This window comes from Candidatus Nitrohelix vancouverensis, assembly GCA_015698305.1.
In the GTDB taxonomy this organism is placed as follows: domain Bacteria; phylum Nitrospinota; class Nitrospinia; order Nitrospinales; family VA-1; genus Nitrohelix; species Nitrohelix vancouverensis.
Genome location: CP048620.1, coordinates 2,443,108 through 2,467,957, shown reverse-complemented (window position 1 = coordinate 2,467,957; position 24,850 = coordinate 2,443,108). Strand labels below are relative to the sequence as shown.

22 protein-coding genes are annotated in these 24,850 nt (G+C 50.2%); 13 read left to right on the top strand and 9 right to left on the bottom strand.

All coding sequences use genetic code 11. The features are described from left to right. Nucleotides 1–116: 116 nt before the first annotated feature. Complete coding sequence (locus tag G3M78_11455; GenBank protein QPJ65975.1) at nt 117–2,132, bottom strand: dipeptide ABC transporter ATP-binding protein; 2,016 nt, start codon at nt 2,130–2,132, stop codon at nt 117–119. Between the two features lie 125 nt (nt 2,133–2,257). On the opposite strand from G3M78_11455, the gene G3M78_11450 reads away from it, so the two are divergent. Next, the gene (locus tag G3M78_11450) at nt 2,258–3,034 is read left to right on the top strand and encodes a carbonic anhydrase family protein (protein ID QPJ65974.1); all 777 of its coding nucleotides are present in this window, start codon (nt 2,258–2,260) and stop codon (nt 3,032–3,034) included. A gap of 123 nt (nt 3,035–3,157) precedes the next feature. Here the strand turns inward: G3M78_11450 and G3M78_11445 are convergent, their stop codons facing one another. Genes G3M78_11445 through G3M78_11435 form a run of 3 tightly spaced genes read right to left on the bottom strand, consistent with a single transcriptional unit; the run spans nt 3,158 to nt 7,544 of the window. Beyond that, on the bottom strand, nt 3,158–4,504 hold the full coding sequence (locus G3M78_11445; protein QPJ65973.1) for an ABC transporter permease subunit: 1,347 nt from the start codon (nt 4,502–4,504) through the stop codon (nt 3,158–3,160). A gap of 8 nt (nt 4,505–4,512) precedes the next feature. Further along, nucleotides 4,513–5,649 carry an ABC transporter permease subunit gene (locus tag G3M78_11440; GenBank protein QPJ65972.1) on the bottom strand — a complete coding sequence of 379 codons (1,137 nt, stop codon included), beginning with the start codon at nt 5,647–5,649 and terminating at the stop codon, nt 4,513–4,515. Between the two features lie 29 nt (nt 5,650–5,678). After that, the gene (locus G3M78_11435) at nt 5,679–7,544 is read right to left on the bottom strand and encodes an ABC transporter substrate-binding protein (protein QPJ65971.1); all 1,866 of its coding nucleotides are present in this window, start codon (nt 7,542–7,544) and stop codon (nt 5,679–5,681) included. 199 nt (nt 7,545–7,743) lie between these two features. Here G3M78_11435 and G3M78_11430 point away from each other — a divergent pair, with 199 nt between their 5' ends. The 5 genes from G3M78_11430 to G3M78_11410 all read left to right on the top strand — a co-directional run bounded on the left by G3M78_11430 (nt 7,744) and on the right by G3M78_11410 (nt 12,586). Next, complete coding sequence (locus tag G3M78_11430; GenBank protein ID QPJ66841.1) at nt 7,744–8,460, top strand: DUF4197 domain-containing protein; 717 nt, start codon at nt 7,744–7,746, stop codon at nt 8,458–8,460. Beyond that, on the top strand, nt 8,457–9,470 hold the full coding sequence (locus G3M78_11425; GenBank protein QPJ65970.1) for a radical SAM protein: 1,014 nt from the start codon (nt 8,457–8,459) through the stop codon (nt 9,468–9,470). The genes G3M78_11430 and G3M78_11425 overlap by 4 nt, the downstream gene beginning before the upstream one ends. A 64-nt stretch (nt 9,471–9,534) precedes the next feature. Then, complete coding sequence (gene ispG, locus G3M78_11420; protein QPJ65969.1) at nt 9,535–10,686, top strand: (E)-4-hydroxy-3-methylbut-2-enyl-diphosphate synthase; 1,152 nt, start codon at nt 9,535–9,537, stop codon at nt 10,684–10,686. A gap of 21 nt (nt 10,687–10,707) precedes the next feature. After that, on the top strand, nt 10,708–12,096 hold the full coding sequence (tig, locus tag G3M78_11415; protein ID QPJ65968.1) for a trigger factor: 1,389 nt from the start codon (nt 10,708–10,710) through the stop codon (nt 12,094–12,096). Nucleotides 12,097–12,193: 97 nt separating this feature from the next. Next, nucleotides 12,194–12,586 carry a Rieske 2Fe-2S domain-containing protein gene (locus G3M78_11410; protein QPJ66840.1) on the top strand — a complete coding sequence of 131 codons (393 nt, stop codon included), beginning with the start codon at nt 12,194–12,196 and terminating at the stop codon, nt 12,584–12,586. A gap of 74 nt (nt 12,587–12,660) precedes the next feature. Here the strand turns inward: G3M78_11410 and G3M78_11405 are convergent, their stop codons facing one another. After that, nucleotides 12,661–13,095, bottom strand: coding sequence for a hypothetical protein (locus G3M78_11405; GenBank protein ID QPJ65967.1), 435 nt, complete (start codon nt 13,093–13,095; stop codon nt 12,661–12,663). 240 nt (nt 13,096–13,335) lie between these two features. Here G3M78_11405 and G3M78_11400 point away from each other — a divergent pair, with 240 nt between their 5' ends. From G3M78_11400 to G3M78_11385, 4 genes are all read left to right on the top strand, one after another. Beyond that, complete coding sequence (locus G3M78_11400) at nt 13,336–14,493, top strand: radical SAM protein (GenBank protein QPJ65966.1); 1,158 nt, start codon at nt 13,336–13,338, stop codon at nt 14,491–14,493. 33 nt (nt 14,494–14,526) lie between these two features. Beyond that, nucleotides 14,527–15,309 (top strand): methyltransferase, encoded by a 783-nt coding sequence (locus tag G3M78_11395; GenBank protein ID QPJ65965.1) that lies wholly within the window; start codon nt 14,527–14,529, stop codon nt 15,307–15,309. Continuing rightward, nucleotides 15,306–16,304, top strand: a complete 999-nt coding sequence (locus tag G3M78_11390) for an ATP-grasp domain-containing protein (protein ID QPJ65964.1) — start codon at nt 15,306–15,308, stop codon at nt 16,302–16,304. Before G3M78_11395 ends, G3M78_11390 begins: the two co-directional genes overlap by 4 nt. A gap of 64 nt (nt 16,305–16,368) precedes the next feature. Then, complete coding sequence (locus G3M78_11385) at nt 16,369–17,124, top strand: class I SAM-dependent methyltransferase (GenBank protein QPJ65963.1); 756 nt, start codon at nt 16,369–16,371, stop codon at nt 17,122–17,124. Here G3M78_11385 and nfi read toward each other — a convergent pair. Together nfi and G3M78_11375 are read right to left on the bottom strand one after the other, a co-directional pair. Next, on the bottom strand, nt 17,117–17,797 hold the full coding sequence (nfi, locus tag G3M78_11380; protein ID QPJ65962.1) for a deoxyribonuclease V: 681 nt from the start codon (nt 17,795–17,797) through the stop codon (nt 17,117–17,119). The genes G3M78_11385 and nfi overlap by 8 nt on opposite strands. A 15-nt stretch (nt 17,798–17,812) precedes the next feature. After that, nucleotides 17,813–19,408 (bottom strand): PEGA domain-containing protein, encoded by a 1,596-nt coding sequence (locus G3M78_11375; protein ID QPJ65961.1) that lies wholly within the window; start codon nt 19,406–19,408, stop codon nt 17,813–17,815. An 83-nt stretch (nt 19,409–19,491) separates the two neighbouring features. Here G3M78_11375 and G3M78_11370 point away from each other — a divergent pair, with 83 nt between their 5' ends. Then, complete coding sequence (locus G3M78_11370; protein ID QPJ65960.1) at nt 19,492–20,088, top strand: response regulator; 597 nt, start codon at nt 19,492–19,494, stop codon at nt 20,086–20,088. Between the two features lie 23 nt (nt 20,089–20,111). Here the strand turns inward: G3M78_11370 and thrH are convergent, their stop codons facing one another. Then, a complete protein-coding gene (gene thrH / locus G3M78_11365; protein QPJ65959.1) occupies nt 20,112–20,732 on the bottom strand; it encodes a bifunctional phosphoserine phosphatase/homoserine phosphotransferase ThrH in 621 nt (206 codons plus the stop codon). Between the two features lie 44 nt (nt 20,733–20,776). Next, on the bottom strand, nt 20,777–22,363 hold the full coding sequence (murJ, locus tag G3M78_11360) for a murein biosynthesis integral membrane protein MurJ (GenBank protein QPJ65958.1): 1,587 nt from the start codon (nt 22,361–22,363) through the stop codon (nt 20,777–20,779). A 270-nt stretch (nt 22,364–22,633) separates the two neighbouring features. Between murJ and G3M78_11355 the strand changes: the two genes are divergently transcribed. After that, nucleotides 22,634–23,206, top strand: a complete 573-nt coding sequence (locus G3M78_11355) for a hypothetical protein (GenBank protein ID QPJ65957.1) — start codon at nt 22,634–22,636, stop codon at nt 23,204–23,206. Nucleotides 23,207–23,217: 11 nt separating this feature from the next. After that, entirely contained in the window at nt 23,218–24,849 is a 1,632-nt protein-coding gene (locus G3M78_11350; GenBank protein QPJ65956.1) for a DUF4139 domain-containing protein, read from the top strand. The last annotated feature ends 1 nt before the right edge of the window (nt 24,850 follow it).

The window sequence follows — 24,850 nt, the reverse complement described above, 5'->3', positions numbered from 1 at the left end:
AAAACAACCCGTTTTTTTGGCAAACGGAGCTTCAATGCAGGTAGATTTACAATGGCTTTTTTTTCAACAAACTACGCCAATATTTTTTTGAATTATGAGGTAAAACAGCGGGATGGCTAAGGATTCAAGGGCTGATGACAGGCCACAAAATTTTCAATTTCGCCTGTGTTTTCAGGGTATTGACTTCTACAGCGTCGGGCCAGAGGGGAATCGCTCTCTTCGGCGAGGTAGGTATTGCAACGGGGATGAAACCGGCACCCCGGCGGCGGGTTGCTGGGCGAGGGAACATCCCCGGTTATAGGAGAAAAGGCTTTGATGGCGCCCAATTGCGGAACGGCATCGAGCAGTGACTTGGTGTAAGGGTGACGGGGTTTATCGAATAACTGTTCAACGGGCGCGTACTCAACGATTCGCCCGAGGTACATGATGGCGACCTTGTCCGCCATATAACGAACCACATTCAAATTGTGGGTGATGAACAGGTAAGTCAGTTGACGTTGGCTTTGTAAATCGCGCAGTAGATTTAAAACCTGCGCCTGCACCGAGACGTCCAGCGCGCTGGTGGGTTCGTCCAGTACAATGAAATCCGGTTCGAGAATCAGAGTGCGCGCGACCGCGATTCGCTGTCTCTGCCCGCCGGAAAATTCATGTGGATAACGGTTGGTGATCGTGGGAGACAATCCCACTTCCTTGAGCGTTTTGGCCACGCGCTCCTGTTTCTCAGTTTCGCTCAATTCAGGAAAATGCACCTGCAAACCTTCCACAACGATTTCCTCAATGGTCATGCGCGGCGAAAGAGACGCGAAGGGGTCCTGAAAAACAATCTGCATATGCCTGCGGATTTTTTTCAGATCCTGAGATTCCAGTTTCATAATATCCTGGCCATTCAACAGGATCGTTCCCTTCACTTCACGGTTCAGCCTCAACAAAGATTCCCCAAGCGTCGTCTTGCCGCATCCGGATTCTCCGACTAAAGCCAGGGTTTCTCCTTTATTGATAGTCAGACTGACATTGTCCACCGCTGGAATATGTCCCACAGTTCTCAGGAAAACTCCTTTTCGAATTGGGAAATGCGTATCAACCGATTTCAAGGTCAACAAGGGGGTGGATTCGATGTTTCGTTTGGGCGCAAGTTTTTTCTCGCCAGCGATGTGAACCGTAGAATGTCCTTCGCTTGAATATAAATGACAATTCACCATATGCTGAGGTTCGAGTCGGTGATCCGGCGGTTCGTCTCTATGACACCTGTCCATGACATGCGGACAGCGTTCGGCAAACAGACAGCCCGCGCCATATTCCGTCGCCGGCGGCACAATGCCCTTGATCGTGTTCAGGTAATAGGGCGCGTCTCCGGTTTTTGGGATGGACTCCAGCAACAGTCGCGTGTAGGGATGCGCCGATTCCTCCAGAATTTGTTTTCGGCTTCCCTGCTCGACAATTTTCCCGGCGTACATGATGCCGATGCTGTCCGCCATCTGGTTCACAATTCCCATATCGTGAGTGATGAGCAAAATACTCATCCCGGTCTCGTCTTGCAGGTCGGACATCAAGCGTAGCACCTGCGCCTGAATCGTAACGTCCAGAGCGGTCGTTGGTTCATCGGCGATGAGCAGTTTGGGTTCGCAGGCCAGCGCCATGGCGATCATCACTCGTTGCTTCATGCCGCCGGACAGTTCATGCGGAAAGCAGTCGATGCGTTTGTCGGGGTCGGGGATTCCCACCTTGTCGAGCAATTCGATACCGCGCGCTCTCGCCGAGCCTTGCTGGATTTTTTTATGTTGAATGAGGGGCTCCGCCAACTGATTGCCAATACGATACAGCGGGTTGAGCGATGACATCGGCTCTTGAAAGATCATTGAAATATCATTGCCGCGTATACTTCGAATCTCGCCATCATTCAGCCCCGACATGTCAACGCCGTCGAAAAGGATTTTTCCCGACGGATGATAACCGTTTTCTGCGATCAAACGAATGATCGAATAAGCCGTCTGGGTTTTTCCACAGCCGGATTCGCCAACCAGGGCATGCGTTTTGCCCTTTTCGAGAGAAAACGAAACGCCGTTGACCGCTTTCGCCGTCTGGTCAATACCGACTCTGAAATACGTTTTTAAATCATTAACCGTTAATAACATTCAATCCGAAGTCCATGATCCTGCATGATAGCGTTTAAAAACCAAGCTCAATCCAGTCAAAAAATTAGAAGTAATACAGCGAGTATAGTATCATGCCGCCACTTTATTATTTTGGGAGAAAGAGGATGCAAATCGTACCCATATTTTTTTTCATATTCATGATTCTTGCTTCTATTTTCAGCGACAAGGACAACTCAATGCCAGTCGCAGAGATGAAGCCCACGCTTCGTTTGTCTGACAGCGTTCAATGGAGTTATTCCGGAACTGAAGGCCCCGAGCATTGGGGCGAGCTCAGTTCTGCCTTCAAAACCTGCTCGTCTGGCATGGAACAATCTCCGGTGAATTTCAGCGCTGATGCAAAGACTCGTTTTGGCGGCCTGGAATTTCATTACAATAAGTCGCCCCTTAGGATTATTAATAATGGCAACAGCATTGACGTCAACTACGCGCCAGGCAGTTATGTCCTAATCAACGGAAAACAATTCAATCTCGTCCAATTTCACATCCACCATCCCGGCGAGCATACGATTGACGGTGTATCGACCGACATGGAATTGCATCTGATTCATGAGGATGATAAGAAAAATTTAGCTGTTGTCGGTGTTTTCCTTGAAAGAGGAACGCTGAATCCTTACATGAAACCTTTCTGGGACAATCTTCCCGAAACGCTTGGCGAAGAAATCACGGTTCCCGGTGAAACCATCAACGCCGAGTTTTTCCTACCTTTGAATCGCGAATATTTTTCCTATCCTGGTTCTTTGACGACGCCGCCATGCAAGGAAGGCGTTCAGTGGTTTGTTATGAAAAACCCGGTCGATATTTCAGTGCATCGCTTGTCGCAATTCAGGAATCACATTCTTTTCAATTCACGGCCCGTTCAGGACTTGAACGGACGTTTGTAAACTATCCTGAAAAGGCTGGCAGGAATCACATTCTTTTCAATCCACGGCCCGTCCAGGACTTGAATGGATGTTTGTAAACTATCCTGAAAAGGCTGGGCGGTGATCCGCCCGGCCATTCCCCCGTCACGCATTGCGTCGGGGATCAAAGGCGTTACGAATCCCTTCTCCCACGAAGGTGAGCAGGGTGATGGTCGCCGTCAGCACGGCGAAGGTCGGCAGGATGATCCAGATCGCCTGCAAATTATTTTTACCCTGGGATAACAGCTCGCCGATGCTCGGCGCAGGGGAGGGCACCCCCAGATTGAGATAGTCCAGACTGACCAGAGCCAGAATCCCCGCAGTCACTTCAAACGGAAAAAATGTGACCACTGGAGTGATCGCATTAGGGAGGATGTGGCGCCGCATGATTTGAAAATCGGAAACGCCCATAGCCTTGGCGGCTTTGACAAACTCAAAATTGCGAATCTTCAAAAATTCAGCGCGTATGTAGGCGGCGATTCCCATCCAGGCCGTCAGGTTCAAAATCAGAAACAATAGAATTGCCGAAGGCACAAGAAAGGCGCTGAGGATGATGAGGATATACAATCGCGGAATCGATCCCCAGATTTCCGTCAAGCGTTGCCCGACCAGATCGACCCAGCCGCCAAAAAATCCCTGAAAACCGCCGAGGAAGCATCCGATGATCGTTCCTGTGACTGCCAGCGACAATCCAAAGATCATCGAAATACGCAAGCCATAGATCAGGCGCGCAAGGATATCGCGCCCCCGGTCGTCGGTGCCGAGATAATGACCATCCTTCCATGCGGACTCGATCACTTCTTCTCCGTTGGCGCTCATCGTTTCATAGGGCGCCGCCAGCACGACCTTGCCGGTTTGGCTTTCGCTGGGAATGTATTTGTAGTCGTATCGAATGGGCGGCCACAAGGCCCAGACTTCTTTAGGAGGGGTCGGTTGAGCGGGAGAAGTCTCGATGGAAGCGCTTTGCAATGGATTGCCTGTGTCTTCAAAGTCGCCCAGTCCAAGTGAAAAATCCGGCTTCTCTTGAGTGGCAGGCCCGTCTTCAAAATCGGCCATCCCCAAATCCAGAGAAGGGCTGGTCTCTTCAAAATCATCCAGACCCAGACCCATGCCTGGCGAATCTTCGAAATCATCCAGACTGAGACTGGCGTCTGACGACTCATTGTTTAATGCCGCGCTTTTTTCCTCGCCATAAAGCAATCTGTGAAAATGCCGGGAATTATAATCGGGTTCACTCGGCAGGGTTCCGCCAAAATCCCTTTCGCTGTAGGTCAGTAATATTGGGAAATGTATTTTCCCATCAACAACAAGCAGGATGGGGCGCACATTGCAGAGGAACTCAGCGGGCAGGGTTAACAGGAACATCATCGACAGGATGATGAAGCTCACATAGGCGCGCCGGTCTCGCCGGAATTTTTGAATTTTTACTTCGAGTTCCTTGTTCAATTTCATGGCGCGGCTCAGCCCTGTGATTCTTCAAAGGAGATGCGACGATCGATTAGAACATAGGACAGATCGGTCAGGAGTTGACCAACCAGCGCCATCAGGGAAAACAAAAACAGGGTGCCCATGACAATAGGATAATCTCTCTGGATGACCGCCTGATAACCGAGAAGGCCCAAACCGTCGAGCGTGAATATCTGTTCGATGAGCAAGGACCCGGTAAAAAACATGCCAAGGAACGCGATGGGAAAGCCGGTGACCAGGGGAATCAGCGCATTCTTTAAAATATGTTTGAACAGGATCACCTTTTCCGGCAGGCCTTTGGCGCGCGCGGTGATGACATACTGCTTGCGCAATTCTTCCAGAATGGCGTTCTTCGTCAACATGGTCAGCGTGGCAAAGCCGCCGATCACATAACAGAACAGGGGCGCCGCGAGGTGATGCAAATAATCCACGATCTTGCGCCAGGTCGACCAGTCTTCATATCCGTAAGCGCTCGCCGATGTGAGACCCGATAGCGGTATCCAGTGCGCGATGGCCCCGTCGCCCGGCCCCAGAAAAACGATGAGGAAAATCGCCAGCACAAATCCGGGAATGCTGTAGCCGATCAACACAAAAATACTGCTGACGGTATCGAATCGCTCGCCATGCTTGACCGCCTTGGCGATTCCGAGAACGACGCAGGTCGTGTAAATGAGGAAAAAACTGAACACGCCGAGCGAAGCGGAGACCGGCAGTTTTTCGACAATCAACTCCAGAACCGACTTGTTGCGATAGAAAGAATTTCCAAATTTAAAAACAAGAAAACCTTCCCAACTGTCATAGTCAAAAAAATTGGTCCAGAAACCGCGTTCTTTGTCCTCAGGCGCGAACCAGAGAAAGGTGCGTAAATAACGTTCCCACAGAGGACGGTCCAGATGATAAATTTTTCGAAGCTCCTCCAGCCGTTCCGGATCCAGTTCCTGAGCCTTGCCCTGTTTGCCCAGCGCCGCGCCGCCCGCTTCGGACATCTCGCTTCCGTGGCCCAGAAGAATCGATTTCATTTGATCCACAGGACCACCGGGAACAAATTGAATCGTGATGAAGGTGATGGTCACGATCCCAATGAGGGTGGGGAACATGAGCAACAAACGGCGTATGATATAGCTGATCATAAACTATCAAACAGGCGAAAGGTTATCCTTCAATTGACGGCGCTTCCCTTGGACCGCGCCTCTTCAAGCTTTTTGAATTTTGCTTCATCCTGCCACCACCATTCGATGATGTTTCCAATGATCGGCGCCTGAGAGGGGTTGATCTTCGGACGCGAAAACTTATTCCAGTAAACCACCCGGTCGTAAGCGATGTACCAGTGCGGAACGACATAGAACTGATGCGTTAAAATGCGATCCATCGCCTGAATGGCGTCGACCAGCTCGTCGCGTTTGCTGGCCTTGATGATGATATCGATCAATTCGTCTATGGCCTTGTTTGTGATTCCCGCATAATTACGCGATCCCGGAGTTTTGGCGGCGGGCGAACCCCACATATAACGTTGCTCGTTTCCCGGCGAACGACTCTGCGGATAACTGGCGACGATCATATCAAAATTGAATTCGCGCAGACTCTCCTCGTATTGCGCGACCTGCACGACTTTGATATCCATTTCAACGCCGATCTTGGCCAGATTGTTTTTGTAGGGCTCAGAAATACGCATGAAGCCCGGACTGGCGAGGATGAGTGTGAACTTGAAAGGTTTGCCGTCTTTAACGCGGATCCCATCTGCGCCGATTTTCCAGCCCGCCGAATCCAACAGAGCGTTGGCGAGTTGAATGTTTTTCTCAAAGGGTTGATCTTCCCCAGGCGCGCCCACCGGTTTGGTCAATGCCGTTTTGGGGACATCCGCTCCATACTTGCCCTGCAAGTCCATAAGAAGTTTTTTGACCTTTCCTGCGGGCAGTCCCTTGGGTTTCATCTCCTCATTGTTATCGAAATAATTCTGATTGCGCGTGTATTGACCGTAGAACAGGTTCTTGTTGCTCCACTCGAAATCAAACGCCAGCGCGATGGCGGCGCGCACCTTGCGCGATTCAAATAAGTCGTTGCGCATGTTCATGGCGTAGCCCTGCATTCCGGCGACGCGATTGTGCGGAATCTCTTCCCTCAGGTAATAACCTTTCTTGACGAAGTCTCCCTTATAGTCCAGCGCCCAGTCGCGCGAACTGTTGATCTGCGATGCGTCGTATCCGCCGCCCTTGAACGCTTCTCTCTGAGCGACAGGATCAAGATAAATTTTCCAGGTGATCTGGTCGAAATTATAACGCCCGCGATTCTTCGGCAGGTCCTTGCCCCACCAGTCAGCTTTTCGTTTGAGGGTGATGTATTTGCCAAACTCGTATTTTTCGATTTCGTAAGGACCGCTCCCGATGGCGATGTTGTCAAAATCCGATCCGAAATTCGATCCGGGCGCCCCATAGATATGTTTGGGGAAGATCAACATCTGCCCGGTGATGAGCGGCAATTCCTGATTGAAAATCGCGAAGGTGTATTTGACCGTATGCGAATCGATCTTCTCCACTTTTGCGATGTCCTTGAAATATTCCTTATAGACCGGATGGTATTCCAGATGATGAATGATATTGAAAGAAAATATGAAGTCATCCGCCGTCACAGGATGACCGTCTGAAAATTTGGCCATCTTGTAGATATGATAGACCATCGACATACGGTCTTCGGCAAGGTCGACCGATTCCACAAGGTTCCCGTACTGAGAGAAGGGTTCGCCGTCGTCCGAGGAGCTGTCCATAGGGGTCTGGAAAACCAGACCATTCAAGCCCGGAGCCGGAACGCCTTTCAAAGAAGCCGGATTGAGTTTGGTGAAGGCGCCAAAATCCGCCAGAGTCAACCGCCCCCCTTTGGCAGCCGAAGGGTTGGCGTAGACGTAGGATTCGTCCTTTTTATATTTCAAACCTTCGGGGCCGTATATGGACAAGCCGTGCAAGGCTTCTGCATAGAGATTGGCGGGAAGAAAACTCATCAAAACCAGCGCGGTCAGAAAACGTCGTATCATTGGCTTCGCCTTATCATTGATTCAATAAATAGTGGATAAATACGCGGTCTGGGCTATCATGATTGCATATCTCAAGGTTTGCGAAGATTCAGGCAAGCATTGAGTTTTTCGCCCTGATTGCTGTATTCATTCTAACAAACTTTTAACCCGAGACTCGACGATGAAAAGAACATTGAGCGTTATTATTTTATCCGTTGCGATGAGCGCGAATCCGGCCTCGGCGGGATTTTTGGATGATCTGGCATCTCAGTCCGGCATCCCGGGTTTTGGATCTTCCGATGAACCTGCAAGCGCCGGCCTTTCGGGCATGATCGATTCTGACACAGCCGTTTCAGGATTGAAAGAAGCGTTGACGCTAGGCATCCGCAATGCGGTAGAAGAGGCCGCCTCCAGCAATGGTTTTCTGGATAACGATGCCATACGCATTCCTCTGCCCGATCCATTGCAGAAAGTTTCGTCAGCACTTCGAGCCGTTGGCTACGGACAATTGGTCGACGACTTTGAGGTCAGCATGAACCGTGCGGCGGAAAAAGCGGCGCCCCAGGCCAAACAGATTTTTCTCGATCAGATTCAGAACGCAAGCATTGAAGACGGCCTCAAAATCCTGAATGGCGGGGACACCGCCGCAACCGAATTTCTCAAGGGCAAAACCTTTCAGCAATTGAGCGCTCTGTTCGCACCCATCATTTCCTCGAGTCTCGATCAGGTCGGAGCTACGCGCTATTTCAAGGCGATGATGGACCAATTTTCCTCGCTTCCGTTTATGAACGCATTTCCGTTTGACCTGAACCAGTACGTGACCCAGAATTCGCTGGACGGCTTGTTTGTCCTGCTGGGCGAGGAAGAGAAAAATATCCGTTCCAATCCGCAAGCCCGCGCCACCGATCTTCTCAAGAAAGTATTTCAAAAGCAATGAACCCCAGGTATCTGCAATTGTCCAGCGCGGAACTGAATCGTCGCGCCGACCAGGCCTATGAAATTTATCGCTCCTGCGAGGTTTGCCCGCGCGCCTGTGCGGTGGACCGCACGGCTGGGGAGATGGGTTTCTGCGGGCAAAGCGATCAATTGTCGGTTTCTGCGGCGGTGAAACATTTTGGCGAGGAGCCGCCCTTCACCGGAACCTGTGGCGTCGGTAATATTTTCGTATCCTCCTGCAATCTGGCATGCAGTTATTGTCAGAACTTTCAGATATCGCAAAAGAAAATAGGGCGCGAGGTCAGTTATCAGGAAACCGCCAGTCAGATGCTCGATTTGCAGAGGCAGGGCGGGCATTTCATCGGCTGGGTGTCGCCCTCCCATGTGGTTCCCGGACTTCTGAAAAGCCTGGCGCTGGCGCGGGATCAGGGTCTGAGACTGCCGATCATCTACAATACGAACGCCTACGACGCCCTGCCCACGCTTAAATTGCTGGATGGCGTGATCGATATCTATCTGCCCGACATGAAATATTCCAGCGACGAGATGGGCTGGGAACATTCTCGCGGCAAGGGATACAAGACGCATTCTCAGGAAGCCGTGTTGGAAATGTATCGTCAGGCCGGACCGTTGACTATAGGAGAGGACGGACTTGCGCAAGGCGGCGTTCTGATCCGCCACCTGGTCCTGCCCAACGGCCTGGCGGGTTCATGGGAGACCCTGTGCTTCATCGCCTTTGAGATGTCGACGCGCATCCCGCTGAGCTTGATGAGCCAGTATCAACCCGTCAACAAAGCCATGGAAAGCCCGGAACTGGCGCGCCGACCGTCTCCCGAAGAGTATCAAGCCGTAGTAAAAATGGCCGAAGAGCTGGGATTCGAACATCTTTTCATTCAAGACCCGGAGTGCAAGGAACATAATCTTCCCGATTTCACCCGGGCCGAAGATCCCTTTCCATTGAAACAATCTCCCTACAGGGATTCATTTGTGAACGGGCCCCAATTCTGTTAATCTTTTCAGCGGCAAAGACGTCTTTGCCTTCATTAATGTCTACCTCTCAATTCAAATTCAGATAATGTCAAAGAATACCCGAAAAATTAAAATTGGACGCCTGACCATCGGCGGAGATTCTCCCATCGCAGTGCAGAGCATGGCGGCGACCCAGACCAAGGATCTCAAGGCCACCGCGCGCCAGATCGAAGTTCTGCAAGCGGCAGGAGCGGACGTCATTCGCATCGCCGTCGATAACGAGCAGGATGTTGAAGCCTTAAAAATCCTGCGCGCGCAGTTTCCCGATCCGGTGCTTTCCGTCGATCTGCAGGAGAACTACAAACTGGCTCCCATCGTCGCTCCTTATGTGGATAAAATCCGTTACAACCCCGGGCACCTCTACCATCTTGAGAAAGACAAAAGCATTCAGGAGAAAGTTGCCTTCATCGTCAAAACGGCAGTCGACAATGACTGCGCCATTCGCATCGGCGTGAATTGCGGCTCGGTCGACCCAGACTATCAGGCGCGTTTTCCCGATGATTCCATTGAAGCCATGGTGCAGAGCGCATTGGATCATTGCACGATGATGGACGATCTTGGTTTCGTGAATTACTGCGTTTCCCTGAAAGATTCAGACGCGCAAAAAGTCATCACCGCCAACCGCAGATTTTCTGAATTGCGACCCGACGTTCCCCTGCATCTTGGCGTGACCGAAGCCGGACTGCCGCCCGAGGGCATCATCAAAACCTGCATTGCGTTCGAGCAATTGATCTCGCAGGGAATAGGCGACACCATCCGCGTTTCCCTCACCCTTCCCAACGAGGACAAGGGACAGGAAATCTCCGTTGGTCATGAGATATTGAACGATATTCGTCAGGGGCGATTCCGTAGTGTTCCTCCCAATTTCACAGAAAAACTGAACATCATCGCCTGTCCCAGTTGTTCGCGCGTTGAAAACGACCGCTTCGTTGAACTGGCTCATGAAGTTCGCAAAATGACGGAGTATGCCGAGCGTTATAAGTTGACGATCGCGGTCATGGGTTGCCGGGTCAATGGCCCCGGAGAAACCGACGACGCCGATCTGGGACTTTGGTGCGGGCCGACGCGGGTCAACCTGAAAAAAGGACCGGAATCGCTCGGTTCGTATTCCTACGACGACATTCTGGTTCAATTAAAAAAAGAAGTCGATCTTATCATCAACGAAAAATTCGGCGCCGCCGAAGAACAGCACGCCTGAAGGCTAGATAAAGGAGATTCCATGCAGGTCGAAGTCGAAAAACTGGAAGGGATGAAGCGCAAATTAAAAATCGTGATTCCCGAAGACGTTCTTTCCCAAAGGGTGGACGACGCCTACAAAGTCCTCAACCGACAATTGAAGATGCCCGGATTCCGACCTGGTAAGATTCCGCAAAAAGTGCTTGAGCAACAGGTGCCTCTGCAATCGCTCACGGAAATGTTTCAGGAACTCATGCAGGAACATTATGAACGGGCCTTGGAAGAAACTGGACTGACGCCGAGCGGCGCGCCGGAGATCGACCATTCCGAGCTGGCGGACATCAAGAAAGACGAGCCTTTGAAATTTTCGGTCATCGTCGATGTGCGCGCCAAGATAGATTTGATCGACTACAAGGGAATGAAACTCCGTAAAAAAGAAATCATCGTCACCGACGAACAACTGGAAGAGGGCTTGCAGATTTTATGCAATCACCACGGTTATCTGGAACACCATGACGACGACCACAAGGTACAACACGGCGATTTTCTCACCCTCGACTTTGAAGGCTTCATGGACGGCGAACCTTTGGAGGAAGGCTCCGCAAAGGATTACCATATTCGCGTCGGCGAAAAGAAAATGATCGCGGGCTTTGAAGACCAATTGCTCGGACATGCATTGGGAGAATCCTTCGAGGTCAAGGTTCCACTCCCTCAACAATGGAATAATAAAATCCGCCGCGTCAGCATGCCTGTTCCCGGCGCAGAAGGGGAGGACTCGCGCGACCTGGCGGTGTTCAAGGTCAATATCAAGGAAGTCAAAAAACTGGTTCCCATGGCCCTCGATGATAAACTCGCAAAAAAAGAGGGATGCAAAAGCGTAGATGATCTGAAACGAAAGGTTAAGACGGAAATGCAGGCTTATGGAGAACAACGCGAGGAAATTCGCGTCAAAGAAAAAATCTTCAATATCATTGTGAAGAAGCACGACGCGGTTCCGCCTGAATCCATGATTGAAACCGAACTCAAATACATGCTGGAAGGCATGAAGTATCAGATTCAACAATCGGGAATGAGTCTTGAAGATTCCGGTTTCGATCCTGAAAATGCAAAAAAGGAATGGCGCGAGAGGGCGACCTTCAACTCAAAAGGTTATATGATCCTGGAAGAAATCGCGAACAAGGAGAAACTGCATATCACCAAGGAAGATATGGATTTGGAGTATCAAAAGCTGGCTGAAGAGACGAAGCAAAAAGTCGAGGACGTGAGAAAACGAATGATGGCAAACCAGGAAACGCTCCAGCAGACCAGTTCAAAATTACGCGGTCAAAAAGCCATGAATTATATTTATTCCAATTGCGAATTTGAATACTATCAAGGCGAAGACGATCCGATCGATGCGGATGAAGAAACCGATCAAAAAAGCGACGCTTGATTCCTGGACAATTATCAACCGGTCTCACGGACCCTTTTAATCATTACCCATTTCTGAGGTTTCAAATTAACAGACCATGGCTCGATACGTAAAAGTAATGGAAGAAGAGGATTTGCCGATTGGCAAGTCAGCGATTATTCGCGCCGGAGAGCTTGAGATTGCCTTGTTCAACTACAAAGGCAAGTATTATGCAATCGACAACAAATGTCCACATCGCGGCGCGCCGCTTGGCGAAGGCCGCATTGAAGAGTGCATCGTCATCTGCCCGAACCATGAATGGCGCTTCGATCTGAAGGACGGCTCCAGCCACCAGAACCCGGAGTTGAAAATCACTATCTATCCAGTGAGAACCAAAGGCGGAAAAATCTATATTGGTTTTGAAAAAGACGAAAAGAAAGCCCTGGGCAAAGATTCATCGCAAGCGCCCAGTAGTTTGAGATTCAGTATTCCCACCATACAAAAACCCATCAACCCCGACGAAACCCTTTAGTAGCGTAGCGCCCTGCAAGCTATTGGAGATTTTCCGGCTCGCGCCGCCGCGCAAATAGTCTCTGAAATTTCGCCCTAATAAGGCATGGGGTCTTCAATTTCCACCCAGTGCGGTTCGCCGTGCGTCTTGTAATTTTCGGTGCCAGCAAAGGTGCCTTCGTGATAAATATTTACCTTGAACTTGCCGCCGCCATAGGTTTCCGTGATGAACGGAACCGGGTCTTCCAGGTGAGTCAATTCAGGGGTCTTGTAAAATCCTATCATTTTGAATTCCATCCCCATCCCTACCGGTACCAGCGCAAAAAACTTCAACACTGTATTCCCAAGAATAGAATTAAAGTCCTCCTCCATTTGTTCCCGGGTGTAACCATGACCATGTTTCTGCCGCGCTCGCCGTTTTAGATAGTCGTCGAGCAAATTCCAGAACCACCAGTTTCCCATTTTCCGTTGATCGTGCAAAAACGGATACTCTACAAATCCATATTTATTTATAAAAGGCTTCTTGGCCATTGCTATGTCCTTTGTGGAATGATTGCTTCGATATCATTTTATGTAGCGCCAGCTCTTTTTTAAAGGAAAAAATTAATTTCGTATTATCAGCTACTTTCTCCCTCCTGCAATCTATTTTGAAATAAAATATTGACATACCATAATATTTATACTATTACCCCTATATCTGCATTCCAAATTAACAGTTCATATTTATGAAATTATAAATTCAGCATCCAATAAATCACTCGGAGGGTCGCCATGAAGAAAGTACAGATCGTGGAAAAGAGTTGCCATCGTGAAGGATTGAAAGTACAGCGCCTGAGAAATTATTTTGAAAGCAACGGTTATGAAGTCATCAGCGACGATCATGGGATAGACCCGACGGATAAATACGCTTTTCCCTTGCAGAACCTGAATGTCGACCCGGATGCCGATCTGATCGTTCTGACAACTTGCGGATTCACCAAGGATATCGAAGACGGAGATTTCAAAGCGCTCGAGATGATTAAGAAAAATAAAAAACCCTCAGCCGAGATCATCATGGGCGGCTGTCTCACCAATATGAACCCGGAACGCATGAAAGAAGAATTCGGCGGCATGACCTTCAACATGGATAATTACGAGGTCTTTGATAAATTCATCAGCGCTAAAGTTCCTTATGAGCAAATTCCAGCGACCAACCACATGCCTAATTCGGATCGGTTTTTCATTCAAATTCAGGACGGATGCTCCAGTCGTTGCACCTTCTGCAGTATCTGGAAGGCAGGGGACAGCGTCAGCAAGACAATTGAAGACGTCATGGACCAGTTTTACAAGGGCATCATGGACGGCCACGAACGCATCTATCTCATTGGCGAAGCCGCGGGGTCGTTCGGCATGGATTACGGTAAAAACCTCGGCGATCTGTTCGATGAAATCCTCAAGGTCGATGCCCAATTCAAGCTGGTGCTGGAAGACATCTCCCCCTGGTACATCCCGAAATGCATCGATCAGCTTATAGAACTTGCACGGCAGGGCAAGATCGAATCCCTGCATTCACCCATTCAATCGGCAAGCGACCGAATTCTGCGTTTGATGGGTCGGTCCTGCGACATGGAACAATTCAAGAAAAATTTCAAGGCAATCAGAGAAGCCTCCGCCGATATCATCCTTTCATCCGCCGTCATCGTCGGTTTTCCCACTGAAACGCGAGAGGAACTGGAGCAGACCATCGAGTATTGTCGCGACACGACATTCAATACCATGGCTTGCCATATGTACTCCTCACGACCGGAAACCAAAGCAGCCGAGATGGATGGTCAGATTTCTGAGGAGGAAAAAGTCTACCGCTACAAATATTTCAAATCCAATTTTGAGGGCACAACACGAGTCGATCCGAATCAACGCCCGCGCGTTGAAACGCCAACGCTGGTTTGATAGCGATCCTGGTTACAAAAATCGAGGCGATTCATGAACTCAGTTTATTTCGATAACATTCAGCGACCGGGGCGGTGGAGCGAGTTCTCCTCCGCCCTGCGCTTCATCTCTGATCGCGAAATCCCGCTCAAACTGTCCGGGAAGGCCGATCTGCTTTACAAATTCCACCGCATCAGTTCGCGAGTGGACTGCCCTCACACCCAGTCGGAAATGCTGTCTCTGCTGAGATCGGCTTTCAGCGCGAGCCGGAATGCTTCCGGAGTTTTTGTCGAGGCGGGTTGCTACAAGGGAGGGAGTTCCGCCAAATTCAGCCTTGCCGCCAAACTGACGGGACGCAAACTTTTTCTCTTTGATTCGTTTCGCGGTATTCCTCAGCACGAAGAGAACCACACCACCAATATCTACGGTAGACCCGTCACTTTCAGTCAGGGCGAGTATTCAGGAAGCCTTGATGAAGTCACCCGCAATATTTCTCATTATGGAAACCTGGAGTCCTGCGAATTCATTCCCGGCTGGCTCGAATCCACGCTTCCACATTTCAAAGAAGAAGTGGCTCTCGCTTATCTGGATGTCGACCTGGCATCTTCAACCAAAACCTGTATCAAACACCTGTACCCGCTGATCCAGCCTGGCGGCATCTTGATGTCGCAGGACGGGCATCTCCCCTTGGTTATCGACGTTTTCAACGACGATCGATTTTGGGAAGAAGAGGTCGGTGTCCTTAAACCTTTGGTAGAGGGTTTGGGCAAGCAAAAATTAATCCGAATTGTTAAACCGCTGTCAGAACTCGAACAGTTTCAGGAGTCGGGACAATGAAAATATTACTCATAACGGGACCCGCCGGCCCAACGCAAGGTTGGGGAGACATGGCCACGACGGATCGCATCCACCAGGCCTTGATTGCATCAGGTTTCGAAGCGTCTGTGGCGTTCATCACCAGCCATGAGGAGTTCCTTTCAGCCATCCATAAAGAATCATTCGATCTTGTCTGGAGCGCGCTCTACCATCTGGATCAGGATGCTTCCCGAGTTGGCATTGGCGGCGGCGAACTCTGGCTGGCTGATTATATGGAACAGGTGGGCATTCCCTTTGTCGGATCGTCCGCCCAGTGCATGAGAACGATGATCGACAAGGCGGCGACGCACAAAGTTCTTGAGGACGCTGGCATACCCGTACCCTGGCAGGTCTCATCCGACGAAACGGATCTCGATTCCCTGAAAGATTTTCCCGCCTTCGTCAAACCAAGGTTTGAATCCGAGAGCGCGGGCATCACAGAAGCCAGCGTCTCGCAGAACACAGGCCAAATGACTTCCCGCGCTCGATACATCGAGGATAATTTCAATCAACCGGCCTTAATCGAGGAATACCTGCCGGGAACAGAATGGACGGTCTCTGTCCTCGGCAATGGAAACTCTCGACAATTATTTCCTGTCGTCAACAATGTCAACCCGGCTCGATTCAAGCAATACCCCGTGATCCGGGAAGACCTCAAAGGCAATGACGCTATCGTCCTCTCCGCCTCATCCAATGAGATTCAAGCCAAACAAGCGTCGCTACTGGCCAATCGCTCGGTGGAAGCGCTGGGCTGTCTGGATCATGTCCGCGTTGACTTGAAGGAAGATAAGGACGGTCGACTCAAAGTCATCGAGGTCAATGGCATCCCCGGACTGAATCCGATCAAAAGCCGTAGCTTGCGCATCCATTCGCTATGCCACAGTTCGCTCACGCTTGAAGAAAATTTTGAAATTCTCATCGCATCTATTGTAAGCTCCGCTCTGGATCGATGCGGATTTCCTCAAGCCGCATCCTGAATTTTCACGCCCACCCGATTACGAAGGCGCTTCGCAATCGCGTTGCCTGCGCCCCTGATCTTGCATGTCGATTCGCTCTCTCTGGATAAAGCATTACTGGTCCTTCGGTTTTAAATCTTTTCTTTACGATCTCCTGACCCCGCACAGCTATCGGGCTTCGATGGCTCGCGCCCTGACACTGTTGCAGGGTCGGGAACATGGCGTCTGGCTGGATGTCGGTTGCGGCTCGGGCCTGTTGATCGATGAAGGGCAATCTCATCTGCGAAAAGGGACAAAACTTCTGGCCACGGACGTTTTGGCGACCGCGCTGGAACGCTGTTCCGCCAAAGCGGCGAGGGCAGGGCTGGCGCCATCGTTTCTCGGCTTTCAAGCCGATCTGAGCCTTGAATCTCCTGTTAAAGAAAACGCTATCGACGTCGCACTGGCTCATTTCTCTCTCTACACCCTCAATGCGCCCGATAGACGACGGCTTTTACTCAATCACATACGTCAATCTCTTAAAAAAGACGGCGTGTTCGCCCTTGTCAATCCAACCGATGATTACGACGCTTCTCTTATCATTCAAGACAGCCTTGTCATCTCCCGCGAAAAGGACAGTCTGCCGCGCCAATGGATCAACCGAATGCTTTACAGGCTCACTTACAAACTGGGTCTGAAACAAATTGAAAGACGCATTCAGGAAGGTCACTGGAAAGGCTATGCGCCCGGCGAAATGGAGAAGGAAGTGGAAGCGGTGGGTTTCGCTATCGATCACAGCGAATTGGTTTACGCTGGCTCCGCTCGCCTCTTGATCGTCCATCCGGTCGACGGATTCAACTGAGCCGTTTGCGTTCCTCGTTGACCCAAAGATGGGCCTGGCGCGTGGGTTCAGGGATGCGATAGCTCGAAATGCAATCCAGCGTCCATTTCAAGGAGTTCTCCGCGCTGATCTGATGTCCGGGAGAAATGAAGATCGGTTTACAGCGATTGCGCGAACGCAGGACATATCCCATTTTCTTCTGATCTTGATCCCATAGCTCAACCGAATCGTTTTTATTTTCGCCCACGGGGTCATGTGATCCAGTCAAACGGGTTTTAGCGCAACCAATCGTCGGCGTGTCCAGAAATAATCCAATATGACAGGCAAGCCCCAGGCCACGCGGGTGAGCGATGCCCTGACCGTCCAGAAATATCAGGTCGGGGCGCGTTTTGATGCTTTCAAACAATCGGAGCAGTAATGGGGCCTCGCGGAACGATAACAGGCCCGGAATGTAGGGGAAAGTCAGCTCCCCTTGCAAGGCATGGCGTTCGACCACTTCAAGGCTGGGGAAATGCAAAATCACCACACCGGCAAAACCGGTTTTGGAATAGCGCGTAAAGCTCACATCCGCTCCCGCGACAAGGCGCGGCCTTTTTCCGCCTCCTGAAAGCCGGACTTGATCCGCCAATCGCCTTTGCAAAGCAACCGCTTCCTTGGGTGAAAGGTCCCAGTCGTGCAAATTTCGGATTTTCATCGTTCTATAAATCGTTCACGAGCAGGGCTGGTAAGCCATTTGATCTTCAGACCAGCAAGCGCCCGACAAGTCCGCTTTCGGAGCGACAGGAGCCTGCGTTTCGAGAGGAGTTTCCTCAAGGCCAAACCACGATTCCTCTTTTACCTTTAAAATTTTTTGACCTATTTTTTCCAGAAGCGGGTTGTCTTTTATAAGACGGTTTCCCTTGTATGCAAGCTCCAGGCGTCGCCAGGCGTCGTATTTGTGTTGCGATGACTTGAATAGCTGGCGCTCCAGCGCTTCGGTTTGAGCAAAGTCCCACTCCAGTTCCAGATTGGCGAGCAAACGCTGTTCGTCGTACATATCGCGACCCGTTCCTGAAAAAAGAACAAGGAACTCCTGAAGCGCAAGAATTTTATCGGAATGCAGGGCGGATGCGCTCTGGCTGATTTCACGAATGCGCAATCGTTCCTTGTCAAAATCTTCGACCGCGTCCTCGGAGTCTCGAATGCCTTGTGACGGTTCCTCAAGGGCGGGGCGCAATTCCACATGTATTTCGCTCCAGGCGTTGCGGTCGATCACGATCATTTCTTCATGCAGGGCAAAACCGGGAGCCTTCACCTTCAACTTGGAAAGTCCTGAGGGCAGGACGTTGCTGACAAAGACCTGTCCTTTGGCGACCCTGCCGTAAAATTGTCCGTTAATATAGACCTCTGCATTTGCCGCATTGCTCGTCAATTTGAGATAACCGTTCAGCAGAATAGGGGGAGCGGACTGATCCGTTGTTCTCGGAAACAAAGTGGGTCGATCAGGAAACATGAAATCACCCGCAGTCTTTCCCTCTCTCGAGAGCTCGCCGTATTGCGGCGCCTGTTTCCAATGAGAGTCTCTGGCGACCCTCCATTGTATGAAAGCGCTCAACTCGCCGACGCCTATGACATGATCCGCGTTTCTGTCCGCATCTCCACTCAAACCCTGAATAAAGGAACGTCGAAACAAATCCGCAGATTCGCTATTCGCACCGAAACGAGCGCTCGTCAGGATCTGACGAACCCAGGAGCCGCTGTCGCTCGTTGTGGATTTTGCAATCGCCTGTTTTTCGGAGAAACTGTCATAAGCAATCGCCTGTTCAAAAACCAGCAAGACCTGCCTCGAGCGCAGGGTCTGACTCCACTCGATCAGGCTTTTGGCGTTCGCCTTACTGGTATCCTGCATCGCAGGCGTCTGGCTTTGCTTGAAGAAGATGTCTGCATGATGCGCCAATCCCGTGTCCTGACTGGAGCAGGCCGCATAGAAGAGGAGTCGGCTTGCGGGAGACTGGCCATAATTCACTGAGAATTTCCGAAACACGGTCTGCAAATTATCCCGGCCTTGTGCGCGTATCACCTTGAAGCCTTTCGCCTCAAGCAGATTTTGGACGCCCAGCAATGGATCGGCGGACTCAAAGAATAAATTATTGTTTTGCGATGAGGCTGAGCACAGGTCAAAGATCAGCGCCGCGCTGTTTTGGTAATAGCCTATGAGGCCGCCAGATTCACTCCGAACCGAAAACTCAGGGTGATCTGATTGCGAATAGACCGTATAGGGAAAAAATAACCACAGAGTGGTAAAAATCAAATATAATAGTTTCACAAACAATTTTCTGGAAAAACAGATTTTATTTTAGAGAGACGTTTATCTAACGTCCCTCGTCACTTCAGTAGCATTGAGCGACAATGACAAGCGATTTAATTGAAGAAAAGAAAAGCGCATTGGGCAGCATCCTTCTCGTTGACGACGAACCATCGATTTTGAAAAGTGTCAGCTACGATTTAAGAAAAGCCAATTATGACACGGACACCGCCGCTTCAGCGGAAATCGCCGTCAATAAATTCAAGGCGAATCCCTACAATCTGGTCATCACCGACTTGGTCATGGAGGGCATGAGCGGCGTTGACCTTCTACGAGAAATTAAACAGATAGAACCCGAATCCTTTGTGATTCTTCTCACCGGATTCGGCACGATGAACACGGCCATTGAAGCCATGCGGCTGGGCGCGGCGGATCTTCTCGTCAAGCCTTGCCAGAGAACGGAGCTTTTGCTCCGCGTACGAAACTGTTTTGAGAAAATCGAACTCAAAAGAAAAATCAAGCTCTACGAAAAAATCATCCCGATCTGTTGCGTCTGCAAAAAAATCCGCGACGATTCGAATGTGGGGCCGGGCAAAGGTCCCTGGATCACTTTTGAAGATTATCTGATCTCCAATAGCGATCTTGATCTGTCCCACGGATATTGCGACGACTGTCTGCCTGACCTGAAAGAATCCTTCTAACTTCGTTCCTCTTCAGACTCTTCCTAGCGTTTCATTGCTAACACTTCTCGTTTTTTGTCTTTAAAGGTTTTCGTGAATTCTTCATAATTGCGCGTGACTGGATACTGTGGAAATTCTGCGATCACGTTATCCGGCGGACAAAACAGAATTCCCGCCTCTGCCTGACCCAGCATGCCTGTGTCATTATAAGAATCCCCCGCCGCAATCACCTGGAAGTTCAAGGATTGGAACGCCGCAACGGCCTTGGTCTTTCCATCTTCGATGCGCAATTGATAACCGGAAACAGCGCCCTGATCGTCGATAATCAATTCATGGCAGAACAAGGTCGGGTAATTCAACTGCGCCATCAGCGGTCCGGCGAACTGGTAAAAGGTGTCGGACAGAATGACCACCTGAAATTCTGTCTTCAACCAATCTAGAAAATCTTTTGCTCCGGGCAAGGGTTCAATATCGCGAATGACATTTTGAATATCGTCCAGTTTCAAATTGTGTTTCTTCAGAATCTCAAGGCGACCGGCCATAAGATCGTCATACACGGGGATATCGCGGGTCGTCAGTTTCAATTCTTCAATTCCGGTTTTTTCCGCAAATTTCACCCACACTTCGGGAACCAGTACGCCTTCTAAATCCAGACATGCAATCATGCAAAACCTTTCAATGGGATGTCAGCTTCTTCTGATTAATAAATTTATTCAGGAATGTTTCGTCTCGCATGGTTTCTGTTATCCGAGCGAATCAATCCTGCAATAAAATCCAATTCCTGATTTTTGAACAAACGCGACGAGGCAAGAAACACGCCAACGCCTACAGCTATTTCACCAAACAAAACCAGAATTTTATAGCTCAAATTTGCCGACGGGTCAAAGAAGGCGTCATTAATGGCAAATACTGCGATTCCCATGAGGAATGAGGACACCGCCAGTTTAGCAGAAGAAACGGCAATTTTTCTCCCACCCATCAAACCCAGTTTTTTGCGGATGCAGAATATCAAACAGCCGACATTGAAAATTGCCGACAAAGAGGTTGCCAGCGCGAGGCCGCCATGCCCCAGTGGCCCCATCAAAATCAGGTTCAATAGGATATTCAAGACAAGAGAATAAGCGGCTATTTTCGCCGGGGTGCGCGTGTCCTGAAGCGAATAGAAGGCGGGAGCGATCACCTTGATCCCGGCGAAGGCGCACAGGCCTACCGAGTAAAAGAGCAGGGCGGATGCGGTTCCCTGGGTACTCAACAGCGTAAACTCCCCGCGTTCCCACAGGGTGTTGACGATGGGGAAGCGCAGAACCGCTAGACCCACGGTCGCCGGAACCGTGACGAACAGGATGAGGCGGATTCCGAAAGCCAGCGTCGAGGTCAGTTTTTGAAAATCTTTTTGAGCCGCCTGTTCAGATAGAAGGGGCAGTATGGCGACGCCCAAAGCCACGCCGAAGACTCCCAGCGGCAGTTGCACCAGACGGTTGCCATAATACAAATAGGAAATGGAGCCACCCGGCAGTAGCGAAGCCAGGATGGTATCGACCAGTATATTGATTTCGTAAACCGCCAGTCCCAAAATCACCGGGATCATCAGTTTTCCAATGCGAACGATCTCCGGCCGCTTCCATTGCATTTGCGGTTTCCAGACATAGCCTTTTTTAATCACCGCCGGAACCTGAATCAGAAACTGAACCGCTCCTCCGATCAAGACGCCAACCGCAAGTCCCCAGATCGGCTCTTCCAACTGAGGCGACAGGAAGAGAACCGAGAGGATCATCGAAACATTAAGCAGGATGGGCGCCGAAGCGGGAATTGCGAAAACCTTGAAAGTGTTCAGGATGCCCATCAACAATGCGGCAAGGCCAATGAACAGTAGATAGGGAGCCATCCAGCGGGTCAGCTCAACAGTCAGCGTATATTTTTCGGGCTGATCCAGAAAGCCCGGAGCAAATCCCATGATGATCCAGGGAGCGAAAACCATCATGCCAGCCACCATGATCAATAGGAGCAGGCAGAGTATATTGAGCAGGGAGTTCGCAAGGGACCAGCCTTCTTCCTTGCCTTTTTCCCCGAGGGTCTCGGCAAAGACCGGTATGAACGCGGCGGAAACCGCGCCTTCTCCAAGCAACCGGCGTTGCATATTGGGCAGGCGAAAAGCGACGAAAAATGCATCCGCCGCCATGGACGAACCAAATACCATGGCGATGATGGTGTCTCTCAAAAAACCAAAGATTCTGGAAATGAGAGTCATTCCGCCAACCGCGCCAGCGGCCTGACTGATTTGAACTTTACTATCCATCGAAACTGGCAGGAACAGGGGGTGGGTGTTTGCGTGCGCGGTGAACAGATATTGCGACCGCTACCGTCCAGAAGTATAACAAATTAGACGGGTTCGCCAACAATTAAATTGTGTAAATACCGAAGTCTTAAGCGGGTTCGGGCCGACTATCCGATCAACTCACGGGCGAGGCGCTAAAATAAGAAGCGTTTTATGAAGTGTCTTTTTAAATATACATTTGCCCCATATCGTCGCATGCTATAATTCATTTTAAATCTTCAGGACATACGAATGCCGCGTTTTAAACTCAAAGCAAAAGACAGCAAACTCATAGAAAAAGTCGTCAAGGCGTTTGAGGAATCTGAGATCATCCAGAGACAAAAGGAAATGACAGCCGGTCGTTGGGATTTTGTCGTTTTCGCCCCGCTCGATAAAAAACAGATCAGCCTGCGCAAAGGTTTTGTGGAGCATTCCAAAATCCAGCGCGCTCCGCTCTATATCGCTTCCCTTTCAGATCCTTCCGGCCATGACGCAGGAGGCATCCCTATCGAGGAATTCATCAGCGAAGATATTCCCGAAGAATACGAAGGACTGGAAATCATCCATATCGATCCGGTTCGCCCCCTGACGATTGAAAAGAAGGAAGTGCGCGATAATCATTCAAAGTTCGAATCCGAAATCTGCAAACAATTCGAGAATGAAAATATCGCCATCCTGCGCGCGCCCAAAGACGCGGACTGGATGATGGCTGTCATGAAATACCTTCATGAATGCGACAAGGCCTTCCCCGATCAGATACAGCAGGCCTTCTTCGAAAATTTTCGACAGTCAGGAAATTCATCTCACGGCAAATATTTAAACTAACAGGTCTATCCATGACGAATCCTAAAAATTTCCTGCTGAGCCTGCAATGCCTGATCCTTCTGGCCGGCGGCTTCATCCCTTTCAACGCTATCGCTAAAACTCTGGATGAGGGAACGCTGATTAAAGTTCGGGTTTATACCGACCGCGCTGAGGCGGTTCGACGCTATACCGCTGATTTTGAGGCGGGCTCTTACACGATCCATCTCAAGAATTTACCGGCGACTTTGATGGTCGAATCGATCCGATTGTCCCAGATTGAAGGTGCGGAAGCGCAATTCGCATCCATCAATCCCCAGAGAGAATTCGACACGGATTTTTCCAGCGCCACGATTCAGGATCAACAAAAGCGCGTTGATGAATTGAGCGCCGAACTGAATCTCATCAAGGATCGGGAGAGGGTTCTCACCCGGCAATTACGCTGGCTGGACGAGATCGCCAAGGGCGGCATGAGCGGCGACGCATCCGATGCCCCCAAACCGGATTTTGATATCGCATCCGCCGACAAGGCCTTGAAGTTTCTATTTTCGCGCGGCACCGACATCACACAGGCGATTCGCGCTGAACGGAACCTTGCCGAGACGGTGCAACAAAAACTGAAGGCAGAAAAACAAAAATTGGAAGATCTCAAAAAGGGCGCAAAAAAAGAAACCTACAGCATTCAGATTCAGGCGAACTTCTCGAAATCCGGAAAGCGCGTGTTGGAGCTGACTTATCAAACACGCAACGCGCGATGGAATCCAGCCTATATCATTCATGCAGAATCAGAATCTCAACAATTGCGCGTTGAATATTACGGCGAGGTTTCGCAGAACAGCGGCGAGGATTGGCAGGGAGTGGATTTTGAACTGTCGACGGGCAGACCGCAATTCGGCGGTCAGCCGCCCGAGTTGCATCCCTGGACTCTCGATTATTTTCAGGATCCGCGCGTTTTGCGATCGCAAAGACAGAAAACCTTCTCCGCGATGGATGCGGACATGATGGAAGGGGCGGCTTCATCCGTCATGGCCCTCTCGCAAGTTCAGGAGGCGGGAAATGCGCTCCTCTATCAAATCAGCGGAAAGCAATCCATTCCCACCGGGGCGCAGAGCAAGCGTGTGCTGATCTATCAAAATACCTTTGACGCCGGGTTCATCTATCACAGCGTTCCCAAATACCAGCCCCATGTTTACCTGTCTGCGGACTGGAAAAACTCCAGCGACTATCATTTACTTCCCGGTAATACCTGGAAATATCTGGACGGCGACTTCATCGGTTCGGGGCATTTCCAGTCCTCGGTTCCGGGTGAAGAAATCACAATGGGGCTTGGCGTGGACGATTCCATCAAGGCGAGTCGTAAGCTGGTTCTCAAGGAGGGAGCAACGGAAGGGCTGTTCGATTCGCGCGAGCGTCAACGCTTCATTTATGAAATCGAACTGGAAAACTTCAAACAACGCAAGATTCAAGTCAAAGTGGAAGACCAGTTGCCCTTATCGTATCAAAAGGACATCGAAGTCATTGTGAAGCGCCTGGAGCCGGAGCCGAAAGAGCGCGACAAGGAAAACAAACTGACTTGGGAACTTAATTTGTCTGCGGGAGAGAAAAAGACGCTGACTCTGGATTTTCAGGTGGAATATCCCGAAGGTAAACGGATCACGGGTCTGTAGG